This window comes from Ampullimonas aquatilis (assembly GCF_049675895.1).
GTDB lineage: Bacteria > Pseudomonadota > Gammaproteobacteria > Burkholderiales > Burkholderiaceae_D > Ampullimonas > Ampullimonas aquatilis.
This window is the reverse complement of the sequence record NZ_CP183834.1, coordinates 2,239,334-2,259,054: the sequence shown is the minus strand read 5'-3', so window position 1 is coordinate 2,259,054 and position 19,721 is coordinate 2,239,334. Positions and strand designations below refer to the sequence as shown.

Genomic DNA, 19,721 nt, shown 5'->3' with positions numbered 1-19,721 from the left:
GTCATGAATCCATCCATTATTCAAGAATTAGGTAATCGGCTTTATGAAGCTCTGGCTACGCGCACAGTCATTGCACCGCTCACGGATCAATATCCTGACATGACAATCGAAGATGCTTATCAGGTACAGCAACTGATGTTGTCAAAGAGGTTGGCAGCCGGAGAGCAGATTGTTGGCAAGAAAGTTGGCGTGACTTCATCTGCAGTCATGAATATGCTGGGTGTCTTTCAGCCTGATTTTGGCTATCTGCTTAACGGCATGATTTACAACGATGGTGAAATCATCCCTGCCAATACCTTGATACAGCCCAAGGCTGAAGGTGAAATCGCTTTCCTATTAAAACGTGATCTTAAAGGTCCTGGTATTACTGTTGCCGATGTATTAGCTGCGACTGAAGGTGTGATGACTTGCTTTGAGATTGTGGATTCACGCATTCGTGATTGGAAGATCAAGATTCAGGATACGGTGGCTGATAACGCTTCATGCGGTGTGTTTGTATTAGGAGAGTCTCTAGTTAATCCTACTAAAGTCGATCTCAATACTTGCGGCATGGTACTTGAAAAAAATGGCGAAATTGTTGCCACCGGTTCTGGCGCGGCGGCTTTGGGTGCGCCAGCCAACGCAGTTGCTTGGTTGGCCAACACATTGGGTCGCCTTGATATTCCTTTGAAAGCCGGCGAAGTTATTTTGTCTGGATCATTAGCGTCTCTGATTCCTGTCACTTCAGGTGATAGCCTTAAGGTCACAATTGGTGGCATTGGCAGTTGTTCAGTGCGTTTCAGCTAGGAGAGTCACTTGGATCTGCAGCTACAAGGAAAAAAAGCATTGATCACCGGTTCGACCGTAGGAATCGGTTTTGCAATTGCCATGGCTTTGGCCAAAGAAGGTGTCAGTGTGGTCATCAATGGACGTACTGAGCAAGCAGTCAATCAAGCCAAGGATAAATTATTACAGGCAATACCCGATGCCAAAGTACAAGTGGTTGCCGCTGATCTTGCGTCTAAAAATGGTATCGATGCTTTGCTCAGACAAGTGGCGGAGGTTGATTTATTGATCAATAACCTGGGTATCTTTGATCCCAAACCCTTTGATCAGATTGAGGATGAGGAGTGGCTACATTTCTTTGAAGTCAATGTGATGAGTGGTGTTCGATTGGCCCGTCATTATTTGCCAAAAATGAAACAGCGTCATTGGGGTCGAATCATATTCATCTCCAGTGAGTCTGGTATTTGCCCTCCGGCAGAAATGGTTCATTACGGTATGACCAAGTCTGCTCAATTATCTGTTTCGCGCGGGCTGGCTGAAACCTGTACGGGCACTGGCGTCACGGTTAACGCGGTATTGCCGGGGCCGACTCGTACCGAGGGTGTCACGACCTTTTTTAACAAGCTGGCGGCCGAATCGGGAAAAAGTCTCGCTGATACCGAGCAGGATTTTTTTATACAGGCGCGGCCAACCTCCATTTTGAAACGCTTTATTGAACCTGCCGAGGTAGCTTCAATGGTTGCCTATATCTGCAGTCCATTGTCCGCTGCAACGCAGGGTGCTGCCTTGCGGGTTGATGGTGGTGTGGTTCGTTCCTTGATCTAGGATTTTTGTTGGGAGATGTGATGAAGAAAATCAAATGTGCGCTGATTGGGCCGGGCAATATCGGTACCGATTTACTGGCAAAACTGCAACGCAGTGCTTATCTGGAGCCAGTATGGATGGTAGGGATTGATCCGGAGTCAGATGGGTTGCGACGCGCCCGCGAGATGGGTATCAAAACCACGGCAGAGGGAGTTGATGGACTGCTGCCTCATGTTAAGGCCGATGGCGTTCAGATTGCGTTTGATGCAACCAGCGCCTATGTACATGCGGAAAACAGTCGCAAGCTTAATGCGCTGGGTGTGTTGATGATTGATCTCACGCCAGCCGCAATCGGACCATTCTGTGTGCCGCCAGTAAACCTCATGGAACACATTGGCAAGGGTGAAATGAACGTCAATATGGTGACTTGTGGTGGGCAGGCCACCATTCCGATGGTAGCTGCCGTCTCCCGGGTGCAGAGCGTTAAATATGGCGAAATCGTCGCTACTGTATCCAGTCGGTCAGTGGGTCCTGGCACCAGAAAAAATATTGATGAATTTACCAGAACAACAGCCGGTGCCGTAGCCAAGGTTGGTGGTGCACGGCAAGGTAAGGCAATCATCATTATCAATCCTGCCGAACCACCACTCATGATGCGTGACACGGTGCATTGTCTGACTGATGAAGCACCTAAAGTAGCCGAAATTGAAGCTTCAGTACATGCCATGCTTAAAGAGGTTCAAAAATATGTACCAGGCTATCGACTGGTGAATGGTCCGGTTGTGGATGGTAATCGAGTGTCAATTTATCTGGAAGTAGAGGGCTTGGGTGACTACTTGCCTAAATATGCCGGCAACTTAGACATCATGACTGCGGCGGCGGCTCGAACAGCTGAAATGTTTGCAGAAGAAATTCTGGCTGGCCGTCTGGCCCTTGAGCCCGCTTTGGCCGCTTGATTGGAGATAGAAATGAATTTACAAGGTAGAAAAATCACGCTGCATGACATGACCTTGCGCGATGGTATGCATCCCAAGCGCCATCTGATGAGTCTGGAACAAATGCGATCGATTGCCAGTGGTCTGGATCAAGCTGGTGTGCCGTTGATTGAAGTAACGCACGGTGACGGCTTGGGTGGGTCTTCAGTCAACTATGGATTCCCCTCGCATACCGATGAAGAATATTTGGGTGCAGTGATTCCGCTGATGAAACATGCCAAGGTATCTGCTTTGTTATTACCAGGTATTGGCACGGTAGAACATCTCAAGATGGCCAAGGATCTGGGTGTCAATACGATTCGTGTGGCGACTCACTGCACCGAGGCGGATGTTTCCGAGCAGCATATCAGCAAGGCACGCAGCATGGAAATGGACACGGTCGGATTTCTGATGATGGCGCATATGAATACACCAGAAGGCTTGATTACCCAAGCCAAGCTAATGGAAAGTTACGGTGCTAATTGTATTTACATCACTGACTCGGCTGGTTATATGCTGCCCGATGATGTCAGTGTGCGTCTGAGTGCCGTGCGCCAGGCCTTAAAGCCCGAAACCGAGCTGGGATTTCATGGTCATCACAATATGGCGATGGGTATTGCCAATTCATTGGCTGCCATTGAGGCTGGTGCCAATCGGATTGATGCAGCAGCAGCAGGACTGGGTGCCGGTGCAGGCAATACACCAATGGAAGTGCTGGTGGCGGTATGTGACCGGATGGGCATTGATACTGGTGTGGATGTCTTCAAGATTCAGGATGTGGCTGAAGATCTGGTCGTGCCAATCATGGATCACATCATCAGGATTGATCGTGATTCTTTGACTCTAGGTTATGCCGGGGTCTATTCCTCCTTCCTCTTGTTTGCCAAGCGTGCAGAAAAGAAATACGGTATCCCTGCCCGAGAAATTCTGGTTGAACTGGGCCGTCGTGGCATGGTCGGTGGACAGGAAGACATGATTGAAGATACGGCGTTGACACTGTCCAAAAACAGAAACCAACTTGCACCCAAGGCAGCGTGAGGCATAGCATGAAACTAGATAAAACAGTCATTGATCGGTTGGCAGAAATGCTCGAAACCTGTCAGTTGGAAGCAAGAGATACCACCAAGATTACCCATGACTATCCTGATATGGACTGGGATGATGCCTATGCCATTCAGAATCAGATTCGTCATCGCAAACTGGCTCGCGGGGAACGCATTGTTGGTTATAAGGCCGGATTGACTTCTTACGCCAAGATGAAGCAAATGGGTGTGGACTCGCCCTGTTTTGGATTTCTGGTGGATAGTTTTACTGTCCCGGAAGGTGGTCTGATCAAAACCAGTGAACTCATTCATCCCAAGGTCGAGCCTGAGATTGCCTTTGTGACTAATCGTGACCTGCAGGGGCCTGGTTGTCACATTGGTGCCGTGCTGGCAGCAACGGCTTTTGTCCTGCCAGCCATTGAAGTCATTGATAGCCGTTATAGAGATTTCAAATTTGATCTTAAAAGTGTGATCGCCGATAACACCTCCGCTTCCCGTTTTGTCGTCGGTGGCAGCATCCAGGTTGTTGACGGATTGGATTTGCGAACCACCGGAATTGTGCTTGAGAAAAATGGTGAGCCTGTTGCCTTTGGTGCAGGTGCTGCCGTATTGGGTCATCCTGCCGCCTCGATTGCCATGTTGGTCAACCATTTGGCCAAGCAGGGCGAAATACTGCCAGCGGGTTCATTAATTCTCTCTGGTGGTATTACCGAGGCAGTTAGTGTTCAGGCAAATGATCATGTCACTTTGCGAGTACAGCATATGGGTTCGGTTTCATTGAGATTTGTCTGAGACCTCATGCATTCTGCGTTGAATCAATGGCTGTCATTCGCCACTCAGGCTAGATGACAGGTGAGTCGAGATCAGCATGTTTATCAGCATGATAAACAAAACTAAAAAATAGATAAAGGAGATAAAAATGCCATTTGCGCAAATTTATATGCTTGAAGGACGTACCGAAGAGCAAAAACGGGCAGTCATCGAAAAAGTGACTGCGGCGCTGGTCGAAGCAGTTGGTGCCCCGGTTGAAACGGTTCGGGTATGGATCCATGAAATGCCCAAGACAAACTGGGGTATCGCTGGCCAGACGGCCAAAGATAGAGGTCGTTGACATCGTAAGACCCGGCAACTGAACTAATTACCATCCTCTTTAAAAAAGAATCCGTTTATCGCGGAGGGGACTGTTTTTTCTAAAAAAAGTAATTAGCAAGAATGTTTGTTCAGAATTTCATGAATGGTCGGTTTGTAAGGAGACGAATACACATCAGGATTGATGCTCGTCTGGTGACGGACAGATATCTGTGAGTAATGGATTTTTCTCTTTGGCCCAGGATAAACAAAGGTTAGTCATGCAGAGTAAAAAATATTTAAATAACGCATTGCTGATGATCAGTTTGCCATTTTTATCAGGTCTGGTGGCTTGTTCATCTGCCACTGATACTGATCTGATCAAGGCTGAAAATAACAAAGCCGTAAGACGATATGACATTAGTCAGGCAATGGCGAGTAATGGCAAAGTAATAGCTGTAGGAACGCAATCGGGGGCAGTGATTGTGTCTGCCGATCAGGGGCGACAGTGGCAACGTATCGAGCTTGGCAATACGTCATTGATTGATATGGCCGTCTGTCCAGATGGCAGTTTTGTGGCCATTGATCATTATCACAAGGTATGGTCCAGTCAGGCAAATGCACAGGTCTGGAAAGCTTCCGCATTGGCTGAACCGCAGGCACCCATTGCCATCACCTGTGATTTTCAGGGTAACTGGTCGGTTGTAGGTAGTCGCAGCACTATTGCCAAATCAGTGGATAAAGGTAATAGCTGGAAGGTGTTCAGTTTTGACAAGGATACCCAGTTCACGACGATTCAATATCTCAATCAGAAAGAAGCGCTCGTGACGGGCGAATTTGGCATGGTGGTAGTGACCAGCGACGCAGGTGAAACCTGGAAGCAGATCGCCAAAATGCCTAATGACTTTTATCCCTATGCAGCGCTTTTTCTCACGCGCAATGAAGGATGGGTCAGTGGTATCGCTGGACAGATACTTCATACAACAGATGGCGGTAATTCATGGGTCAGACAAAACAATCGGACTCAGGTGCCCATTTATCGTCTTTTTCTTGCCGAAGGCGTTCCTTTTGGCGTTGGTGCTGAGGGCGTGATTACTCAATACGTCAGTGGTGAATGGCGAAACTTCCGATATCCGGATGCCATACCGGTCTTTCTGGGTGGCGGTGCCTCAATCCCCGGTCAAAAAAGCCTGATAGCTGGCGGCCCTGCTGGGTTGCTAAGAGTTATCGGCACCAATAATCAATAAGGGAGAAACAAGGTGGTATCTCATATCAGACATAGTATTACGCATCGACTGCATAAAGCCGAGGAATGGATTTTTGATAATCCAAAAATGGTGCTTTCAGCCATTTTATTAGTGACCCTGTTATTCGGATTTGCTTTGCCGAAATTGAAATTCTATTCGGACTTTGCGGATTTACTGCCGCAAAATCATCCTTACATCAAGGTATATAACCAGCTTAAGGAAAATTTTGGTGGTGCCAACATGATCGTGATGGCGATCGAAGTTGAGCAAGGTACGATTTTCAATAATGAAACATTAAAGTTGGTCAGTGATGCAACCCAAGGGCTCGATAGTCTTCCCGGCGTCAACCACAATCTGGTCAGCAGTCTGGCACACCGGACCATCAGAAAAACCTTTCTGGATGACATGGGTGGTTTTGCTTCGGCACCCTTTTATGACCCCAATCATCCCAAGCTGACAGTTGAAGAACTGGATCAACTCAAGAAGGATGTGATCGCCAATCCGACCGTGTATGGTTTGCTTGTTTCACCTGACATGACGTCGGCGCTGATCAAGGCACAATTAAATGAAAGTGGTCTTGATTATAGTAAGACTTTTGAGAGTTTGATGCGTGTCAGACAGAGTCTGTCGATACCGGGACACAAAATCCATGTGACGGGCAATCCGGTTCTGACGGGATGGGTCTATACCTATCTGAATCAGATTCTACTGATCATGTTTTGTACGCTTGTCTTGCTGACAGTATTGCTGATCGTCTATTTCAGACGGTTATATGGCGTGGCATTGCCATTGCTGGGAATCGCCCTGTCTTCAATCTGGGGTTTGGGATTCATGTCCTTGATGGGTATTAATCTTGAGCCGCTTTCCCTGCCAATCCCTTTTTTGATTGCCGCACGTGCAACGTCACATGGTGTTCAGCTGGTTGTTCGTTATTACGAAGAACTGGCGATTGTCCACAATGGTAAAAAAGCGGCCAGAAATGCACTCGATGCCTTGTTTCGCCCAGGATCGCTAGCCATTATTGTGGATGCAATTGGTATTGCGGTACTGGTATTGGGTGCAGCGCCATTCAATAAAAAATTAGGTATTTCCGCTGGTTTCTGGGGGTTCTCGGTCATTTTTACAGTGCATTTTATGGTGCCATTGGCACTGACAGTGCTGCCTCAACCTAAAAAAATGACTAACTCCAATCAGAGTATCCGCCAGTTTTTAGGCAATGTCATGGCCAAGACCGGTGGTACCGAAGGAGGTGCCAGAAGTATTCTGCTTTTAACGCTGATTGGTGCCATTGGTGCCATGTATTTCACCAGCAAGGTTCAGCTCGGTGAGTCAGAGCCTGGTTCGCCGTTGCTGCATCGTACTCATGATTACAACGTTTCCACCACAGCTATCAATCATCTTTATCCTGGCTCCGAAGAATTGCATGTGGCTGTCAAGACGCGTGACAAGGGGGGCATCAAACGCCCCGAAGTAATGGCCGCTATTGAACATTTTCAGGCACACATGCTTGCCGATCCGGCACTAGGTGGTACCAAAGCTTTGCCAGGGGTTGTCAGAGTCGTCAACCGTTTGATCCATAACGATGATCCACGTTGGATGCAGTTGCCTGATTCAATCGACGAAATTGGCGGTTTGATGTTTGCGTATATGGCTTCCAGCCCGATTCCTGGTGCCTTGAAAGAATATGTGAATCCCGATGAAGACCTGGCTGACATCGTTTTTTACTACAAGGATCATCAGGCAGATACAACGGCAAGAATTGTCAAACTGGCTGAAGAGGGTATCAAGAAGGCATCACAGGAAGTCCCGGACATGAGCATTGAGCTCGGCGGCGGCATTGTGGGGGTGACGGCTGCGGTGAATCAGTCCTTGCATCATGATCATATGATCATTATTCCAGCGGTGATGATGACTGCGTTTCTGTTGGTCATGATCTATTACAGCTCGATTCATGCTGGCTGGTTGATGGTTCTGCCGATGTTGTTTTCAACCTTGATGACTTATGCCTATATGGGGGCAATGAATATTGGTATCAGTGTCAATACGGTGCCTGTCATTGCTGTGGGCGTGGGTGTGGGAATTGATTATGCCGTTTACTTCATGGATCGCATCCGCGAAGAAATGGTTATCCGGAAAAGTATTCACCAGTCGGTGATTCATGCTGTTGCCACGACAGGATATGCGGTGAGTTTTACGGCCATCACACTGATCGCCGGTGTCATCTTATGGATATTCATGTCTGATCTCAGATTTCAGTCTGATGCTGCGGTGCTGCTCTCATTCATGTTGATCGTCAATGCGATAGCGGCGGTATTAATTGTACCGGCCTGGTGTGTGGTATTCAGGCCGGCCTTTGTGATGAACACGCATTTTGATGAAGACGGTGTGCTTGAGAATAATTCGATTCCATTATCCAGTCGCAGTGAGGTGAAGTGTAGCAACCATTAGTACTTAACAGGAGGAGGCAAAAATGAAGAAAAAACAGCAATGGACGGGACCCGTTTTTCGTCTGAGTATTTTAAGTGCATCCCTGGCCGTCATCAGTCTGGGTGTTTCAGCCGATGAGTTGCCCGATCTGGGTGGCAGTGAACATCCCTGGGATGTGGATGTGAACTATGAAAACCATACCGCCCAGCGTGAGCATGTCGGTCTGGCCAAATTTAGAAATACCCTGCAGGTTGAAGCGGATAAAAAAGTGGGCGATGGCTGGACCGTACACAGCATTCTGAGAGGCAGCTGGGACGGCGTATATCGCATGAACAGTTCGCAATATGGTAAAGATGCCGGTGGTCCGATCACGATCCAAAATACCGCCGGCCCCAACTTGCCACCGGCGCCCACCAATGCCGGAACCCCCCTCAACCTGTCACAGGTACCCTGGGGCGGCGGTGTGAATAACCCGATTGCAACCGCCTTGGGGTTACCAGCGAGCAACGCTTTTGGTTTCAATCTGGCCAACAACCCCAATACCGGCATGCGCGTGCTGGGTGATCGCTGGCATCAGACAGAAGGGGGCGTCGCCTTTGGTGTCCCGGTTCGTCCTTGCGATGTGGACAGTCGTGGTTGCCGTAATTTTGGCAGCTATGGCAACCTGTCTGAAAGCCAGCTGGAAGCCCCCGAATTCAATAGTCGGCTGGACTTCCTGCGGGAAGTGTATGCCAAAAAAACCTATACCGTGGCCGATGGCAAAGAAATGTTTGTCAAAATTGGCCGACAGCAGGTCGTCTGGGGACGCACGGATCTGTTCAGAGTACTGGATGTGATCAACCCGGTTGATTATTCACGCAACAACATCTACGACGAACTCGCCGATATCCGTATTCCCATGTGGATTGCTCAGGCCGAATATCGCATGGGTGCCAGTGATGCCATGCAGGATCGCAATGTCCAGTTAATCTGGAACTTCGACAAGTTTCGCCCCAATAATCTGGGCCAATGCGGTTCACCCAACGTGATTCTGGATGCCGGCTGCTTCTTCAGAGGGATGGCCAACCTGTGGGATAACGGCGGCACAGTGGCCAACTTTGCCGGCAATGGTACGGTGGCGACCGACTTTGGCCCTCACCAGATTGGTATTCGCAATGTCAATCTCCCCGATTGGTCATTGAAAAATACCCAGCTGGGTGTCAAGTATGAAGGGGTAACCAAAGACGCCTTGTCCTTCTCCCTCAACTTGCTGACATATCGCTCACAATTGCCGTCACTGCATGCGATCAACGGCAATGGCACGGTCAATCCGTTTACCGGTGGTAATGGCAATATAGCAGGCGTGGCACCGGTGAGTAATTTGATTGCCTTCGATATGTATTTCCCACGTGTCAACCTGGTGGGTGGATCCATGGACTTCCAGTTGCCCAGTGTTGGTGCGGCAGTGCGTATGGAGGGTGCCTATACGAGTGGTGAAGAATTTGCCAACACGGCGCGCAGTCAACTGTATTCCAAAAACAATGTGTTCAGATCGGTGATTGGGATCGATCGTCCCACCTTCATTCCCTTCATCAGCCATACTTCAGCCACCCTGATTTCTGCCCAGTTGTTCTGGCAGCATATCTTCTCGCACGAGCTGTACAAGCGTCCACTGGGTGAGGCGGGCATGCCGGATTGGGAAGACAGCTTCATTGGTACTTTGCTCATGAAAGCCTTCCTGAAAAATGGCACGGTCAGTCCCCAGGTTATTTTTGCCCATGATTTCCAGGCTCGGGCTACGGCGGTCTCCCCCCAGGTTGAGTGGAATGTCAGCAATGACCTGAAACTGACCTTTGGTGCGAACTACAAATTTGCCAATGGCAACAGCCATTACAAGTTTGATGATTGCCGTTCTTGCAATCCTTACGATCCATTTACGTCCTATGGTGCTGGGCAGGCGGTGGGTCAGTCTTATGGCCTGGGGGGATTAGAGCCGTTGGGACGTTTCCGTGCGGGTCCGATTGGGGCGGCATTCAAGGAAAACGATATTTATGTGCGTGTTAACTATAAATTCTGATTCAAGAGGAATATCATGAAAAAAACCGTTCGCTCCCTTCTGGCGCTGGCCTTGATACAGGCCGGTGTGCTGGCCTATGCCGCCACTGACGCCGATGTCGATGCTTCCTTCAACCCTTATAAAAATGGCTTCCCTTCTTTCCCGGGCCTGAGTGCCGGTATGGTGATCAAGAAATCCAATGTGGCTCAGTTCAAGGATGTTCTGGGTGCGGGTGTTTATAAATTGATTGATGAAGGCCTATTTGAGATGAAGATTGGTGCATCATCACAGTTCACCATTGACAAGGGATATATTGATGCAACTAAAACCAATATTAATAAGGCCAAGCTAGGTGATAAGCCGGGTGAAATTACCGGCTATGTAGCCGGGCGACCATTTCCCGAAGAACCTCAGTTGTCTGATCCGCGTGCCGGCGAAAAATTGGCCTGGAATTACAAATATGGCGTGAACTGGGGCGATGGAGCGATTATCTCGCCGTTCTATTGGAAATATCGCAATATGACATCCGGCCAAGTTGAAAAAACCATTAAGTGGGATTTTCATTTTCTCAATTTTATGCACCGTACCAAGGATGCACCCCTTCCTGAAATTATACCTAATCCATCGGGAATTTTCAGGGCCATCTATACCAAGGCTAATGAACCACAGGATCTTAAAAATACACAGCTTCTGATTCAACGTTTTGAAGATGATTTGAAACTGGATGATGCGTATCTTTATTTGGGTTTTCAACGTCGTGTTCGCAGGCTGGCACAAGGCCAGGTCACGGATTCATTTCTTGGGTCTGATTTGATGATTGAAGACTTTGAGGGCTATAACGGACGAATTTCCGATATGAAATGGACCTACAAAGGAACGAAGAATGTTCTTCTACCCATGTGGAACCACAATGAGTTAAATCTGGCCACAGATATGCCTGCTGAATCGGATGGTTATAAGTATGTCAATTTTTCTGGCCAGGGTGCATGTTTTCATGAAGGTTCATGGCAATTGCGCAAGGTTTATGTACTAGAAGCCGCGCCAGTTGGCAATACTCATCCGGTGAGCAAGCGTATTTTCTACATGGATACCCAACTTGGAAACTTGAATGGTGCCAATGAAATCTACGATCGTAAAGGGGAACTTTGGAAGGTATTCATGGTTGGCAAATCACATGCAGATCATCATCTGCCCGTCAACAAGGGGGCTGGGATTGGTATTGATGATGCCTTCTCAATGATTGATTTGCAGTCCAAGCATTGTACGACGGGCCAATTCAAGGGACAGGTTGATCCCAAGAAAAATCCGGCTGGTCTATTCCAAGTACAAAACCTGCGTGGTGGTGACTAAGCAGCATTGAAATATTAATGATGGACCTGTATGACAGTTTCAATTGATACAGGTCCAGATTCAAATAATCTGAATACTTGTTTGCAAGAAGATTTTTTCAATCTGATTCAAAACAGTAGGAAAGGAATTAGCAGTGGATAATCCTGAAATCGGAAAACGCATTATTGCAGCCAATATTGATACGAATTATCATGATATTGGCCATGGTTATCCGTTGATCATGATTCACGGGTCTGGCCCGGGCGTCAGTGCTTATGCTAACTGGCGACTTAGTCTGCCTAAGTTAAGTCAGTATTATCGTGTGATTGCTCCTGATATGGTCGGTTTTGGTTTTACTGAAAGACCTGTCGGTCATGTCTACAGCATGGATAGTTGGGTAAGCCATATTCTGGGTCTGATGGATGCCTTGAAGATTGAAAAGGCACATTTGGTTGGTAATTCATTTGGTGGTGCATTAGCGATTGCACTGGCAACCCGCAATCCTGATCGTGTTAACCGGTTGGTCCTGATGGGGGCGGCTGGTGTCAAATTTGAATTGACCCCGGGACTTGATGCTGTATGGGGTTATCAACCTTCTATTGAAACCATGCGCAAGCTATTGGATATCTTTGCTTATGACCGTAATCTGGTGAACGATGAGTTGGCCAAATTGCGTTACGAAGCAAGTATTCGTCCTGGATTTCAAGAGTCTTTTTCCGCAATGTTTCCTGCACCTCGTCAACGTTGGGTGGATGCGCTAGCCACGGATGAAGCATTGATTCGGCAGTTGCAGAATGAAGTGCTGGTGATTCATGGGCGTGATGATCAAGTGATTCCGCTTGAAAATAGTCTTCGTTTTATGAAACTGATTGATCACTCACAGCTTCATGTATTTGGACGATGCGGGCATTGGACGCAGATTGAACATGCTAATCGCTTTAATCGATTATTGATTGATTTCTTGAGTGAATAATTGGCACGGATCTGTGTGATTAGCGAGTGGTTCGATGTGTTAATTCAATGTTCTCAATTTGTAGTTTCAATTCAACCGGTACTTGCTTATCTCCAAAACATCGGTTGATCTCCTTCCCTTTGTGATGTTGCGTGTCACATCACAAAGGGTCTTTTTTATTCATGATGTTAGATATTATTGTAGTTTTAATCTTTTAATTTAAGGAATGGGAAAGCCTAACATGCAGCTTCCGTCAAATCATTTTAAGAGGCGATTATTGTCAGGTGAAATACTCTACGGTCTATGGTTGGGTTTATCAGAAACCTTTAGCGCAGAGATCTGTGCAGGAGCTGGTTTTGACTGGTTGCTCATAGATGCCGAACATGGCCCCAATGACCTCCAGACAATACTGGCACAACTTCAAGCCATCGCCCCTTATCCCTCCCATCCGATTGTCCGTCCACCAAACGGAGACCATGTCCTGATCAAGCAGCTACTTGAAACCGGTGTACAGACATTACTGATTCCTATGGTTGAATCAGCCAAACAGGCGCAGCTTCTTGTTGAAGCGATGCGATACCCCCCACATGGTATTCGAGGTGTTGGCAGCTCATTGGCAAGGGCATCAAGATGGGGCCGTATCCACGACTATGCCCATCTTGCCAATGCACAGATGTGTCTGCTGGTTCAAGTTGAAACCAAAAAAGGATATGAAAATCTGGATGCCATATTGCAAGTGGATGGTGTTGACGGTATTTTTTTTGGTGCGGCGGATCTTGCGGCTGCTTATGGTCATCTTGGTGAGGCCAATCATCCAGAGATCGTTGCCAAGATCGAAACGGGCTTGCAGAGGGTGATAAGCAAAGGGAAAACGGGTGGGGTTTTATGTGGAGATAAGCATCTGGTCATTCGTTATCGAGAGGCGGGTGCCAGTTTTATTGCTGTTGGTGTTGATGCCATGCTGCTTGCTGCGACGACTTCGGCACTTTGTGCTGAATATCGAAGTGAGCTTAAGCATCAATCTGTGTCAGGAAGTTATTAACAAGAAATTCTTACGCTATTTACCTGGAAAATAATGACAAAAGTGGAAATTGAAAGTATCGCCATGCCTGGCTGGTTAGTGTTGTTGGGTATTTTGACCGCCGTTGCCCCCTTATCAATCGACATGTATCTGCCCAGCTTTCCACAAGTGCAACAGACTCTGGGAGGATCATCAGGCCATGTCGAATTCACCCTGGCCAGCTTCTTCATCGGCCTGACCCTGGGTCAATTATTTTATGGCCCATTGAGTGATCGCTTCGGCCGCAAGCCACTGCTGTATGTCGGATTTCTCCTCTACACCTTGGCATCAATCGGCTGTGCCATGGCTGACAATATCGCCATGCTGACAACCTGGCGCTTTATTCAAGGCATGGGCGGCTGTGCCGGTATCATTATTCCCAGCGCCATTGTGCGTGATCGCACCTCGGCACGAGAATCAGCCAAGGCATTTTCATTGCTCATGCTGGTCATGGGACTCGCCCCCATTCTCGCGCCACTGCTCGGTGGCGGACTGCTGACATGGTGGGGCTGGCGCTCCATTTTTCTGGTACTGGCCGCTTTTGGCAGCTTGTGTCTGATCGGTATTACCCTGGGTCTCAGCGAAACGCATGACACCACACAGGAACCACCACTCCGATTGATGACCGTATTAGGCAACTACGCCCATCTATGCAGCAACCGCACCTTTCTTGGTTATGCCCTAGGAGGTGGCTTGGCCATGTCAGGGATGTTTGCTTACATTGCCGGATCCCCATTGGTACTGATCAACTTATATGGCATCGCACCGCATCACTACGGTTGGTTTTTTGGCATCAATGCGATTGGTCTGATTGCCTCAAGCCAGTTCAATGCCCGCATGTTGCGCAAATACCCCGCGACCACGCTATTGCGTTGGGCACTGTGGGTGCCGCTGATCGTGGGCATCGGTTTGGCCGTACTGGCATTTTCTGGCTGGATATCGTTACCCTGGTTTGTTCTAGGATTTTTCTGTTTTGTGTCCAGCCTGGGATGGATCATTCCCAATGCCACGGCCTCGGCATTGGCAACGCACGGTCAGATGGCGGGGACAGCGGCGGCTTTGGCGAGTGCACTGCAATTCTTTTTTGCCACTTTGGCGGGGGCACTGGTGGGCTTGCTCCATGATGGTACAGGGCGTCCACTGGCTGGCATGATGGCCCTGTGCGGCATCGGTGCATGGTCGTGTCATCGATGGTTGATCAACCATTCGCGCCATCCACATTGAAGAGTTGATCCGGATTAAGCAGGGCTGACAATTAACCGTTTTAAATTTTATTTTTCCCAAAAGTAACGTTGCCTTTCCCTACGATGAAGAGACTGAAACATGACGCAGACTGAACTCATTATCAAACTGATCCAAAGTACCGATTTAAGTAAAAAGCAAATTGATCATTTACTCAAGGTGTTAGGCGTCACGATCCAGCATGCACTTTTAAATGATGATGAGGTGACGTTGCCGGGTGTGGGTAAACTCGGCGCTAAGCGACGAGGTGCGCGAGTTGGGAGAAATCCGGCAACGGGACAGCAAATGACCATTGCTGCTCGTAAAGCGGCTGTCTTTACGCCCATCAAAGCGCTGAAGGCGGCAATTAATCCCTGAATAGATTCAGTATGAACTGGGGGGCATGTTGGACAGTGGTGTCACCTTGTGTCATCTATGGCAGTGTTTCACTGCGCTGGAAAACAAGCTTGACTGACAAGTTATTTAAGAAATGTTTGAAACCTGATTTGGCATGATGATATTTTTATGCGGCGTACTGCCTTCTAAATAAACGAACTTCGTTTAGAAATGCTGCCAGAATAGGGGATTGATCATCCAGGCGATAAATGCAACTTAAGTCGACAATAGCCTGTGCTGGTGCATCGCTTAGAGGGCGATAGACAACTCCGGGGAAACGTAATGTTGTGGCAGATTCCGGTACCAGGCATACGCCATATCCACTGGCAACCAATGCAACGCCAGTGACAGCATCGCCTACTTCTTGTGAAATGTTGAGTGTGAAACCTGACTCATTGCAAAGGGCAACAACTTTGTCGATAAAGTTTGGTCGAGCACCTGTTGGAAACAAAATCATAGGGTGATGGGCCAATTCCTTAAAAGGAATTTCCTTGCAGGCGCTAAGAGGATCACTTTCATTGACAGCCAATAGTAGTCGTTCTGTGGTGACCAATTCTGTACCAATATCGGCAAGTGGTGGCAGCATCCGGTTAAATCCGACAGTGATCCGTCGTTGTTGCAGTGCTTCAAGTTGTTCTGCCTTGGTCATGGTGTGCAATACGACTTTGACACCAGGGTAATTATTACGAAATGCCAGCAGCAGTTTGGGGATTGCGTCCAGGATTCCTGAGCCAAAAATGGCGACATCCAGACGACCAAGCTTGCCTTGCCCTGCTTGTTGGGTACGCTCGGTTGCCTGTTCAACCAGCGATCGAATATTGCGGGCATCATCAAGCAACATTGCTCCCGCTTGGGTGATTTCCATGCCTTTGGGTGTTCGCACAAAAAGTTGCACATCCAGTTCGTCTTCCAGTTGCTGAATCTGTCGTGTCAAGGGTGGCTGTGAGATATGCAGTCGTGCCGCAGCTCGGCCAATGTTTTGTTCTTCGGCTACAGCAATGAAGTACTTCAAATGTCGTAATTCCATATTTTATTTCTCCCCGATCTATTGAAACCGTTCGACCAGATCATACCAGTAAGGTATCGCCCAGCTTGAATAATGGTATTGGACGGTAATTATTCCAACCGTTATTGTTTGCGTCAATCTCGCCTGAGTTCAATTTTTAATCAAGGCAGGGGATTGGGCCACAAGAGCCATCGCATACTGAAAAAGGAGGAAGACATGAGACAGCATCCGTTCGGCAACGGATTTCAGCGGCGTATTTTTCCGCGCAAGGCAATCCGAAAAACATTATTGACTGTACTAGGCAGTCTGTTTGCATCGGGAGGCGTGTATGCAGTCCAGATTGATTCGGGCAATTCCGATTCCAAGATTTCATGGGACAACACAATTAAATATAGTGCTGCCTGGCGGGTACGTAGTCCAGACGCATCGGTAGCCGATAGTTCAATTGGTCCTCAGGCCAATACCAATGATGGTGATCTTAACTTTGGCAAGGGATTGATCTCGAATCGGCTGGATCTTTTATCCGAATTTGAATTTCGCTACAAACGCGATTTTGGCTTCAGGATGAGTGGTGCAGCATGGTACGACGATGTATACAACCATTCAAATGACAATCCAGGCGCACTGGGTGGTGCACTCGTGAATTCACGCTCTGCGGGCTATAACGAATTTACTCAAGCCACAGAGCGGTTACATGGCAAACAGGCAGAACTGCTTGATATTTTTGGCTACGCTAATTTTGCACCTGGTAATGTGAATGTCAATGTCAAGGGTGGTCGTTTTACGCAGCTCTATGGTGAAAGTCTGTTTTTCGGCAGCAATGGGATTGCTGGTGCGCAAACACCGCTGGATCTGATCAAGGCGCTGTCTGTTCCAAATTCTCAGTTTAAGGAAATTGCTCGTCCGGTTGGTCAACTATCTACCCAAGTTCAGCTCAGCCCCACGATGTCGGTGGGTGCTTATTATCAGCTCGAATGGCGTAAGACGCGATTACCGGCGGCGGGTAGTTATTTTAGTTTTGCCGACTTTGTTGATGTGGGCGGTGAATCATTGATTTTAGGGCCAGGTTTGGCAGTGCTGCGTGGTCGTGATATCGAGCCGAGTAATTCAGGACAGGGCGGGGCACAGGTCAAGTTCAAGCATGGTGATACAGAATACGGCATTTATGTTGCCCAGTTTCACGACAAATTACCCCAGTTTTATGTGCGTCCTGGCGTGAACGTCAAACCCGGTAGTGTCGGTGATTATGTGCAGGTTTTCGGCGAGAAAATTCGTACTGTCGGTGCCAGTTTCAGTACCTTATTGGGTGAAGCCAACGTTGCTGGCGAGTTGTCCTTTCGTGACAACATGCCCTTGGTTGCAACGGGCAACACGGTGATTCTGCCTGGTAATACGACAGCCAATGGTCGTGGAAATGCTGCCTACCCGGTTGGTCAGACTATGCATCTGAATCTCTCGGCAATCAGTGTATTTGCTGCCAATAGACTATGGCAGGGGGCATCTTTCATTGGTGAGCTGGCATTCAATCGCCGCCTTAAAGTCACGGACAATCCGGGGCAACTCGATCCGCTGGCAACCCGTGATGCCAGTGCGCTTCAGTTTATTTTTCAGCCTGAATACTTTCAGGTGGTTTCCGGTGTCGATTTACAAGTGCCTATTGGTGTGAGTTACGGTATCAGCGGTCGCTCATCGGTGAATGGTGCACTATTTCCTGCTGAACACGGTGGCAATTTCAGCATTGGTGTGAAGGCCGACTATCAAAAAATCTGGCAGGCCAGCCTCAATTTCAGTCACTACTATGGTCCTGCAGGATCGGTAATCCGATACAACACAGCGGTACCTGAACTGTCATATAAAAATTTCCATGGTGATCGTGATTTTGTGTCGTTGTCGATCCAGCGGACGTTTTGATTAGGATAAGAAATAAGGAGATATGTATGAGCAAAAAAACAATTTTTGTTGCAGTTTTGATGGCACTGATGGCCGGTGATCAGGTTGTCTTTGCCGCGGTTACAGCAGAAGAAGCAACAAAGCTGCAGAGTACGCTGACCCCACTGGGTGGAGAAAAAGCAGCCAACAAGGACGGTAGCATACCGGCTTGGCAAGGTGGGATCATGAAACCATTACCTGGCAAAAGACTTGGCGTTATCCCGACACAGATCTTTCCGGACGAAAAACCGCTTTTCCAGGTTAATGTAAAGAACATGGCTCAATATGTTGATCTATTGTCCGATGGAACCAAAGCGCTCTTGCAAAAATATCCTGATAGTTTCCGGCTCGATGTCTACCCGTCTCATCGGACAGCTGCAGCACCTCAGGAGGTTTACGACAATACCTTCAAAAATGCGACTCGTTGTAAAACCAAAGATAGTGGTTATTCACTTGAGGGATGTATTGGTGGCACGCCTTTCCCAATCCCGAAAGAGGGTGTTGAGGTGATGTGGAACTATCTGATGCGTCTTGAGGCTGAATCAATCGAATATACCTTCAAGAATATTGTAGTCAGTGCTGATGGTACCAAGACCTTGGCCACTCGTAACGAGATCGCTTTCCAGTATCCCCAATATTATAAGGATGCAACTCCAGAAAACTGGTCAGGGGAGTATGCAATGTTCCGCTTCAATACTTTGGAGCCACCCTTTAAGGCAGGTGAATCGTTGGTCATTCGGGATAGCATTGATATGAAACAGTCTCGTCAGGCTTGGCAGTACTTGGTTGGTCAACGAAGAGTACGGCGTGCGCCGACGGTTTCTTACGATACCCCCGATTTTGTCGCTTCCGGTGCCAATTATTTTGACGAGGTGCAAGGTTTCTTTGGAGCTCTTGATCGCTTTCAATGGAAGTTGGTGGGCAAGACAGAGATGTTAATTCCCTATAACACAAACGGTTTCATTGGAGCCAAGTTGGATGATGCAATTGGTAAACATCATCTCAATCCAGATCATATACGCTGGGAACGTCATCGCGTCTGGATTGTCGAGGCCAATGTAGTACAAGGCAAGCGACACGCTGTTCCTAAACGTCGTTATTATCTTGATGAAGATACGTGGTTGATCAATTTGGTGGATGGATTCGACGCGGAAGGAAAGTTGTGGCGAACTACTCAGATGACCCCTTTTGTTGTACCTGCATTGCCTGGAACCATGATCAAGACTGCAACAGTGTTTAACTTGCAAGCTAATACCATGAGTGTCATCCAAGCTCTCAATGAAGAGGATTTCAAGATCGTACAACGCAAGAAGGAAGCTTATTTCACGGGCGATGCTGTTGCAGCCGAAGCTGCCCGTTAGTTGTTATTTCAGACATTTCGGCACGATGTGGTCATCGTATTGTGCCGAATTGCGAACCCTCCTTCGGCTATTCTCCGTCTGCGCATATATTTGATGAGCTGTAC

At 48.0% G+C, this 19,721-nt stretch carries 17 protein-coding genes; 16 read left to right on the top strand and 1 reads right to left on the bottom strand.

What is annotated here, in order from left to right; all coding sequences use genetic code 11:
• Positions 1 to 3 precede the first annotated feature (3 nt).
• The 14 genes from dmpE to ACMYR3_RS10355 all read left to right on the top strand — a co-directional run bounded on the left by dmpE (position 4) and on the right by ACMYR3_RS10355 (position 15,303).
• Complete coding sequence (gene dmpE, locus ACMYR3_RS10420) at positions 4 to 786, top strand: 2-oxopent-4-enoate hydratase (protein WP_424191892.1); 783 nt, start codon at positions 4 to 6, stop codon at positions 784 to 786.
• A 9-nt stretch (positions 787 to 795) separates the two neighbouring features.
• Positions 796 to 1,590: an SDR family NAD(P)-dependent oxidoreductase gene (locus ACMYR3_RS10415; RefSeq protein WP_424191891.1), complete on the top strand. Its 795-nt coding sequence runs from the start codon at positions 796 to 798 to the stop codon at positions 1,588 to 1,590.
• Positions 1,591 to 1,610: 20 nt separating this feature from the next.
• Entirely contained in the window at positions 1,611 to 2,525 is a 915-nt protein-coding gene (locus ACMYR3_RS10410) for an acetaldehyde dehydrogenase (acetylating) (protein WP_424191890.1), read from the top strand.
• Positions 2,526 to 2,537: 12 nt separating this feature from the next.
• Positions 2,538 to 3,581, top strand: coding sequence for a 4-hydroxy-2-oxovalerate aldolase (dmpG, locus tag ACMYR3_RS10405; protein WP_424191889.1), 1,044 nt, complete (start codon positions 2,538 to 2,540; stop codon positions 3,579 to 3,581).
• Positions 3,582 to 3,589: 8 nt separating this feature from the next.
• Positions 3,590 to 4,378, top strand: a complete 789-nt coding sequence (gene dmpH / locus ACMYR3_RS10400) for a 2-oxo-3-hexenedioate decarboxylase (RefSeq protein WP_424191888.1) — start codon at positions 3,590 to 3,592, stop codon at positions 4,376 to 4,378.
• Between the two features lie 127 nt (positions 4,379 to 4,505).
• Positions 4,506 to 4,697 carry a 2-hydroxymuconate tautomerase gene (locus ACMYR3_RS10395; protein WP_424191887.1) on the top strand — a complete coding sequence of 64 codons (192 nt, stop codon included), beginning with the start codon at positions 4,506 to 4,508 and terminating at the stop codon, positions 4,695 to 4,697.
• Positions 4,698 to 4,935: 238 nt separating this feature from the next.
• Positions 4,936 to 5,901 (top strand): WD40/YVTN/BNR-like repeat-containing protein, encoded by a 966-nt coding sequence (locus ACMYR3_RS10390; RefSeq protein ID WP_424191886.1) that lies wholly within the window; start codon positions 4,936 to 4,938, stop codon positions 5,899 to 5,901.
• Positions 5,902 to 6,036: 135 nt separating this feature from the next.
• Complete coding sequence (locus ACMYR3_RS10385; protein ID WP_424191885.1) at positions 6,037 to 8,349, top strand: efflux RND transporter permease subunit; 2,313 nt, start codon at positions 6,037 to 6,039, stop codon at positions 8,347 to 8,349.
• A gap of 22 nt (positions 8,350 to 8,371) precedes the next feature.
• Positions 8,372 to 10,384 carry a DUF1302 family protein gene (locus tag ACMYR3_RS10380; protein ID WP_424191884.1) on the top strand — a complete coding sequence of 671 codons (2,013 nt, stop codon included), beginning with the start codon at positions 8,372 to 8,374 and terminating at the stop codon, positions 10,382 to 10,384.
• Positions 10,385 to 10,399: 15 nt separating this feature from the next.
• On the top strand, positions 10,400 to 11,713 hold the full coding sequence (locus ACMYR3_RS10375; protein ID WP_424191883.1) for a DUF1329 domain-containing protein: 1,314 nt from the start codon (positions 10,400 to 10,402) through the stop codon (positions 11,711 to 11,713).
• A 133-nt stretch (positions 11,714 to 11,846) separates the two neighbouring features.
• Entirely contained in the window at positions 11,847 to 12,665 is an 819-nt protein-coding gene (locus ACMYR3_RS10370) for an alpha/beta fold hydrolase (protein ID WP_424191882.1), read from the top strand.
• Between the two features lie 220 nt (positions 12,666 to 12,885).
• Entirely contained in the window at positions 12,886 to 13,686 is an 801-nt protein-coding gene (locus ACMYR3_RS10365; RefSeq protein ID WP_424196464.1) for an aldolase/citrate lyase family protein, read from the top strand.
• 33 nt (positions 13,687 to 13,719) lie between these two features.
• Positions 13,720 to 14,928 carry a Bcr/CflA family multidrug efflux MFS transporter gene (locus ACMYR3_RS10360; RefSeq protein WP_424191881.1) on the top strand — a complete coding sequence of 403 codons (1,209 nt, stop codon included), beginning with the start codon at positions 13,720 to 13,722 and terminating at the stop codon, positions 14,926 to 14,928.
• Between the two features lie 99 nt (positions 14,929 to 15,027).
• Entirely contained in the window at positions 15,028 to 15,303 is a 276-nt protein-coding gene (locus ACMYR3_RS10355) for an HU family DNA-binding protein (RefSeq protein WP_424191880.1), read from the top strand.
• Between the two features lie 145 nt (positions 15,304 to 15,448).
• Here ACMYR3_RS10355 and ACMYR3_RS10350 read toward each other — a convergent pair whose 3' ends face one another.
• Positions 15,449 to 16,348 carry a LysR substrate-binding domain-containing protein gene (locus ACMYR3_RS10350; protein ID WP_424191879.1) on the bottom strand — a complete coding sequence of 300 codons (900 nt, stop codon included), beginning with the start codon at positions 16,346 to 16,348 and terminating at the stop codon, positions 15,449 to 15,451.
• 195 nt (positions 16,349 to 16,543) lie between these two features.
• On the opposite strand from ACMYR3_RS10350, the gene ACMYR3_RS10345 reads away from it, so the two are divergent.
• Positions 16,544 to 18,238, top strand: coding sequence for a DUF1302 domain-containing protein (locus ACMYR3_RS10345; protein WP_424191878.1), 1,695 nt, complete (start codon positions 16,544 to 16,546; stop codon positions 18,236 to 18,238).
• Positions 18,239 to 18,264: 26 nt separating this feature from the next.
• On the top strand, positions 18,265 to 19,617 hold the full coding sequence (locus ACMYR3_RS10340; protein WP_424191877.1) for a DUF1329 domain-containing protein: 1,353 nt from the start codon (positions 18,265 to 18,267) through the stop codon (positions 19,615 to 19,617).
• Positions 19,618 to 19,721: the final 104 nt, after the last annotated feature.

Excerpts from the sequence above, each read along its gene's own strand:
- ACMYR3_RS10365 (WP_424196464.1), top strand. The coding sequence starts at position 12,886 with ATGCAGCTTCCGTCAAATCATTTTAAGAGGCGATTATTGTCAGGTGAA.
- ACMYR3_RS10390 (WP_424191886.1), top strand. The coding sequence starts at position 4,936 with ATGCAGAGTAAAAAATATTTAAATAACGCATTGCTGATGATCAGTTTG.
- ACMYR3_RS10345 (WP_424191878.1), top strand. The coding sequence starts at position 16,544 with ATGAGACAGCATCCGTTCGGCAACGGATTTCAGCGGCGTATTTTTCCG.
- ACMYR3_RS10355 (WP_424191880.1), top strand. The coding sequence starts at position 15,028 with ATGACGCAGACTGAACTCATTATCAAACTGATCCAAAGTACCGATTTA.
- dmpG (WP_424191889.1), top strand. The coding sequence starts at position 2,538 with ATGAATTTACAAGGTAGAAAAATCACGCTGCATGACATGACCTTGCGC.
- ACMYR3_RS10380 (WP_424191884.1), top strand. The coding sequence starts at position 8,372 with ATGAAGAAAAAACAGCAATGGACGGGACCCGTTTTTCGTCTGAGTATT.
- ACMYR3_RS10395 (WP_424191887.1), top strand. The coding sequence starts at position 4,506 with ATGCCATTTGCGCAAATTTATATGCTTGAAGGACGTACCGAAGAGCAA.
- ACMYR3_RS10360 (WP_424191881.1), top strand. The coding sequence starts at position 13,720 with ATGACAAAAGTGGAAATTGAAAGTATCGCCATGCCTGGCTGGTTAGTG.
- dmpE (WP_424191892.1), top strand. The coding sequence starts at position 4 with ATGAATCCATCCATTATTCAAGAATTAGGTAATCGGCTTTATGAAGCT.
- ACMYR3_RS10410 (WP_424191890.1), top strand. The coding sequence starts at position 1,611 with ATGAAGAAAATCAAATGTGCGCTGATTGGGCCGGGCAATATCGGTACC.
- ACMYR3_RS10350 (WP_424191879.1), bottom strand. The coding sequence starts at position 16,348 with ATGGAATTACGACATTTGAAGTACTTCATTGCTGTAGCCGAAGAACAA.
- ACMYR3_RS10375 (WP_424191883.1), top strand. The coding sequence starts at position 10,400 with ATGAAAAAAACCGTTCGCTCCCTTCTGGCGCTGGCCTTGATACAGGCC.
- dmpH (WP_424191888.1), top strand. The coding sequence starts at position 3,590 with ATGAAACTAGATAAAACAGTCATTGATCGGTTGGCAGAAATGCTCGAA.
- ACMYR3_RS10340 (WP_424191877.1), top strand. The coding sequence starts at position 18,265 with ATGAGCAAAAAAACAATTTTTGTTGCAGTTTTGATGGCACTGATGGCC.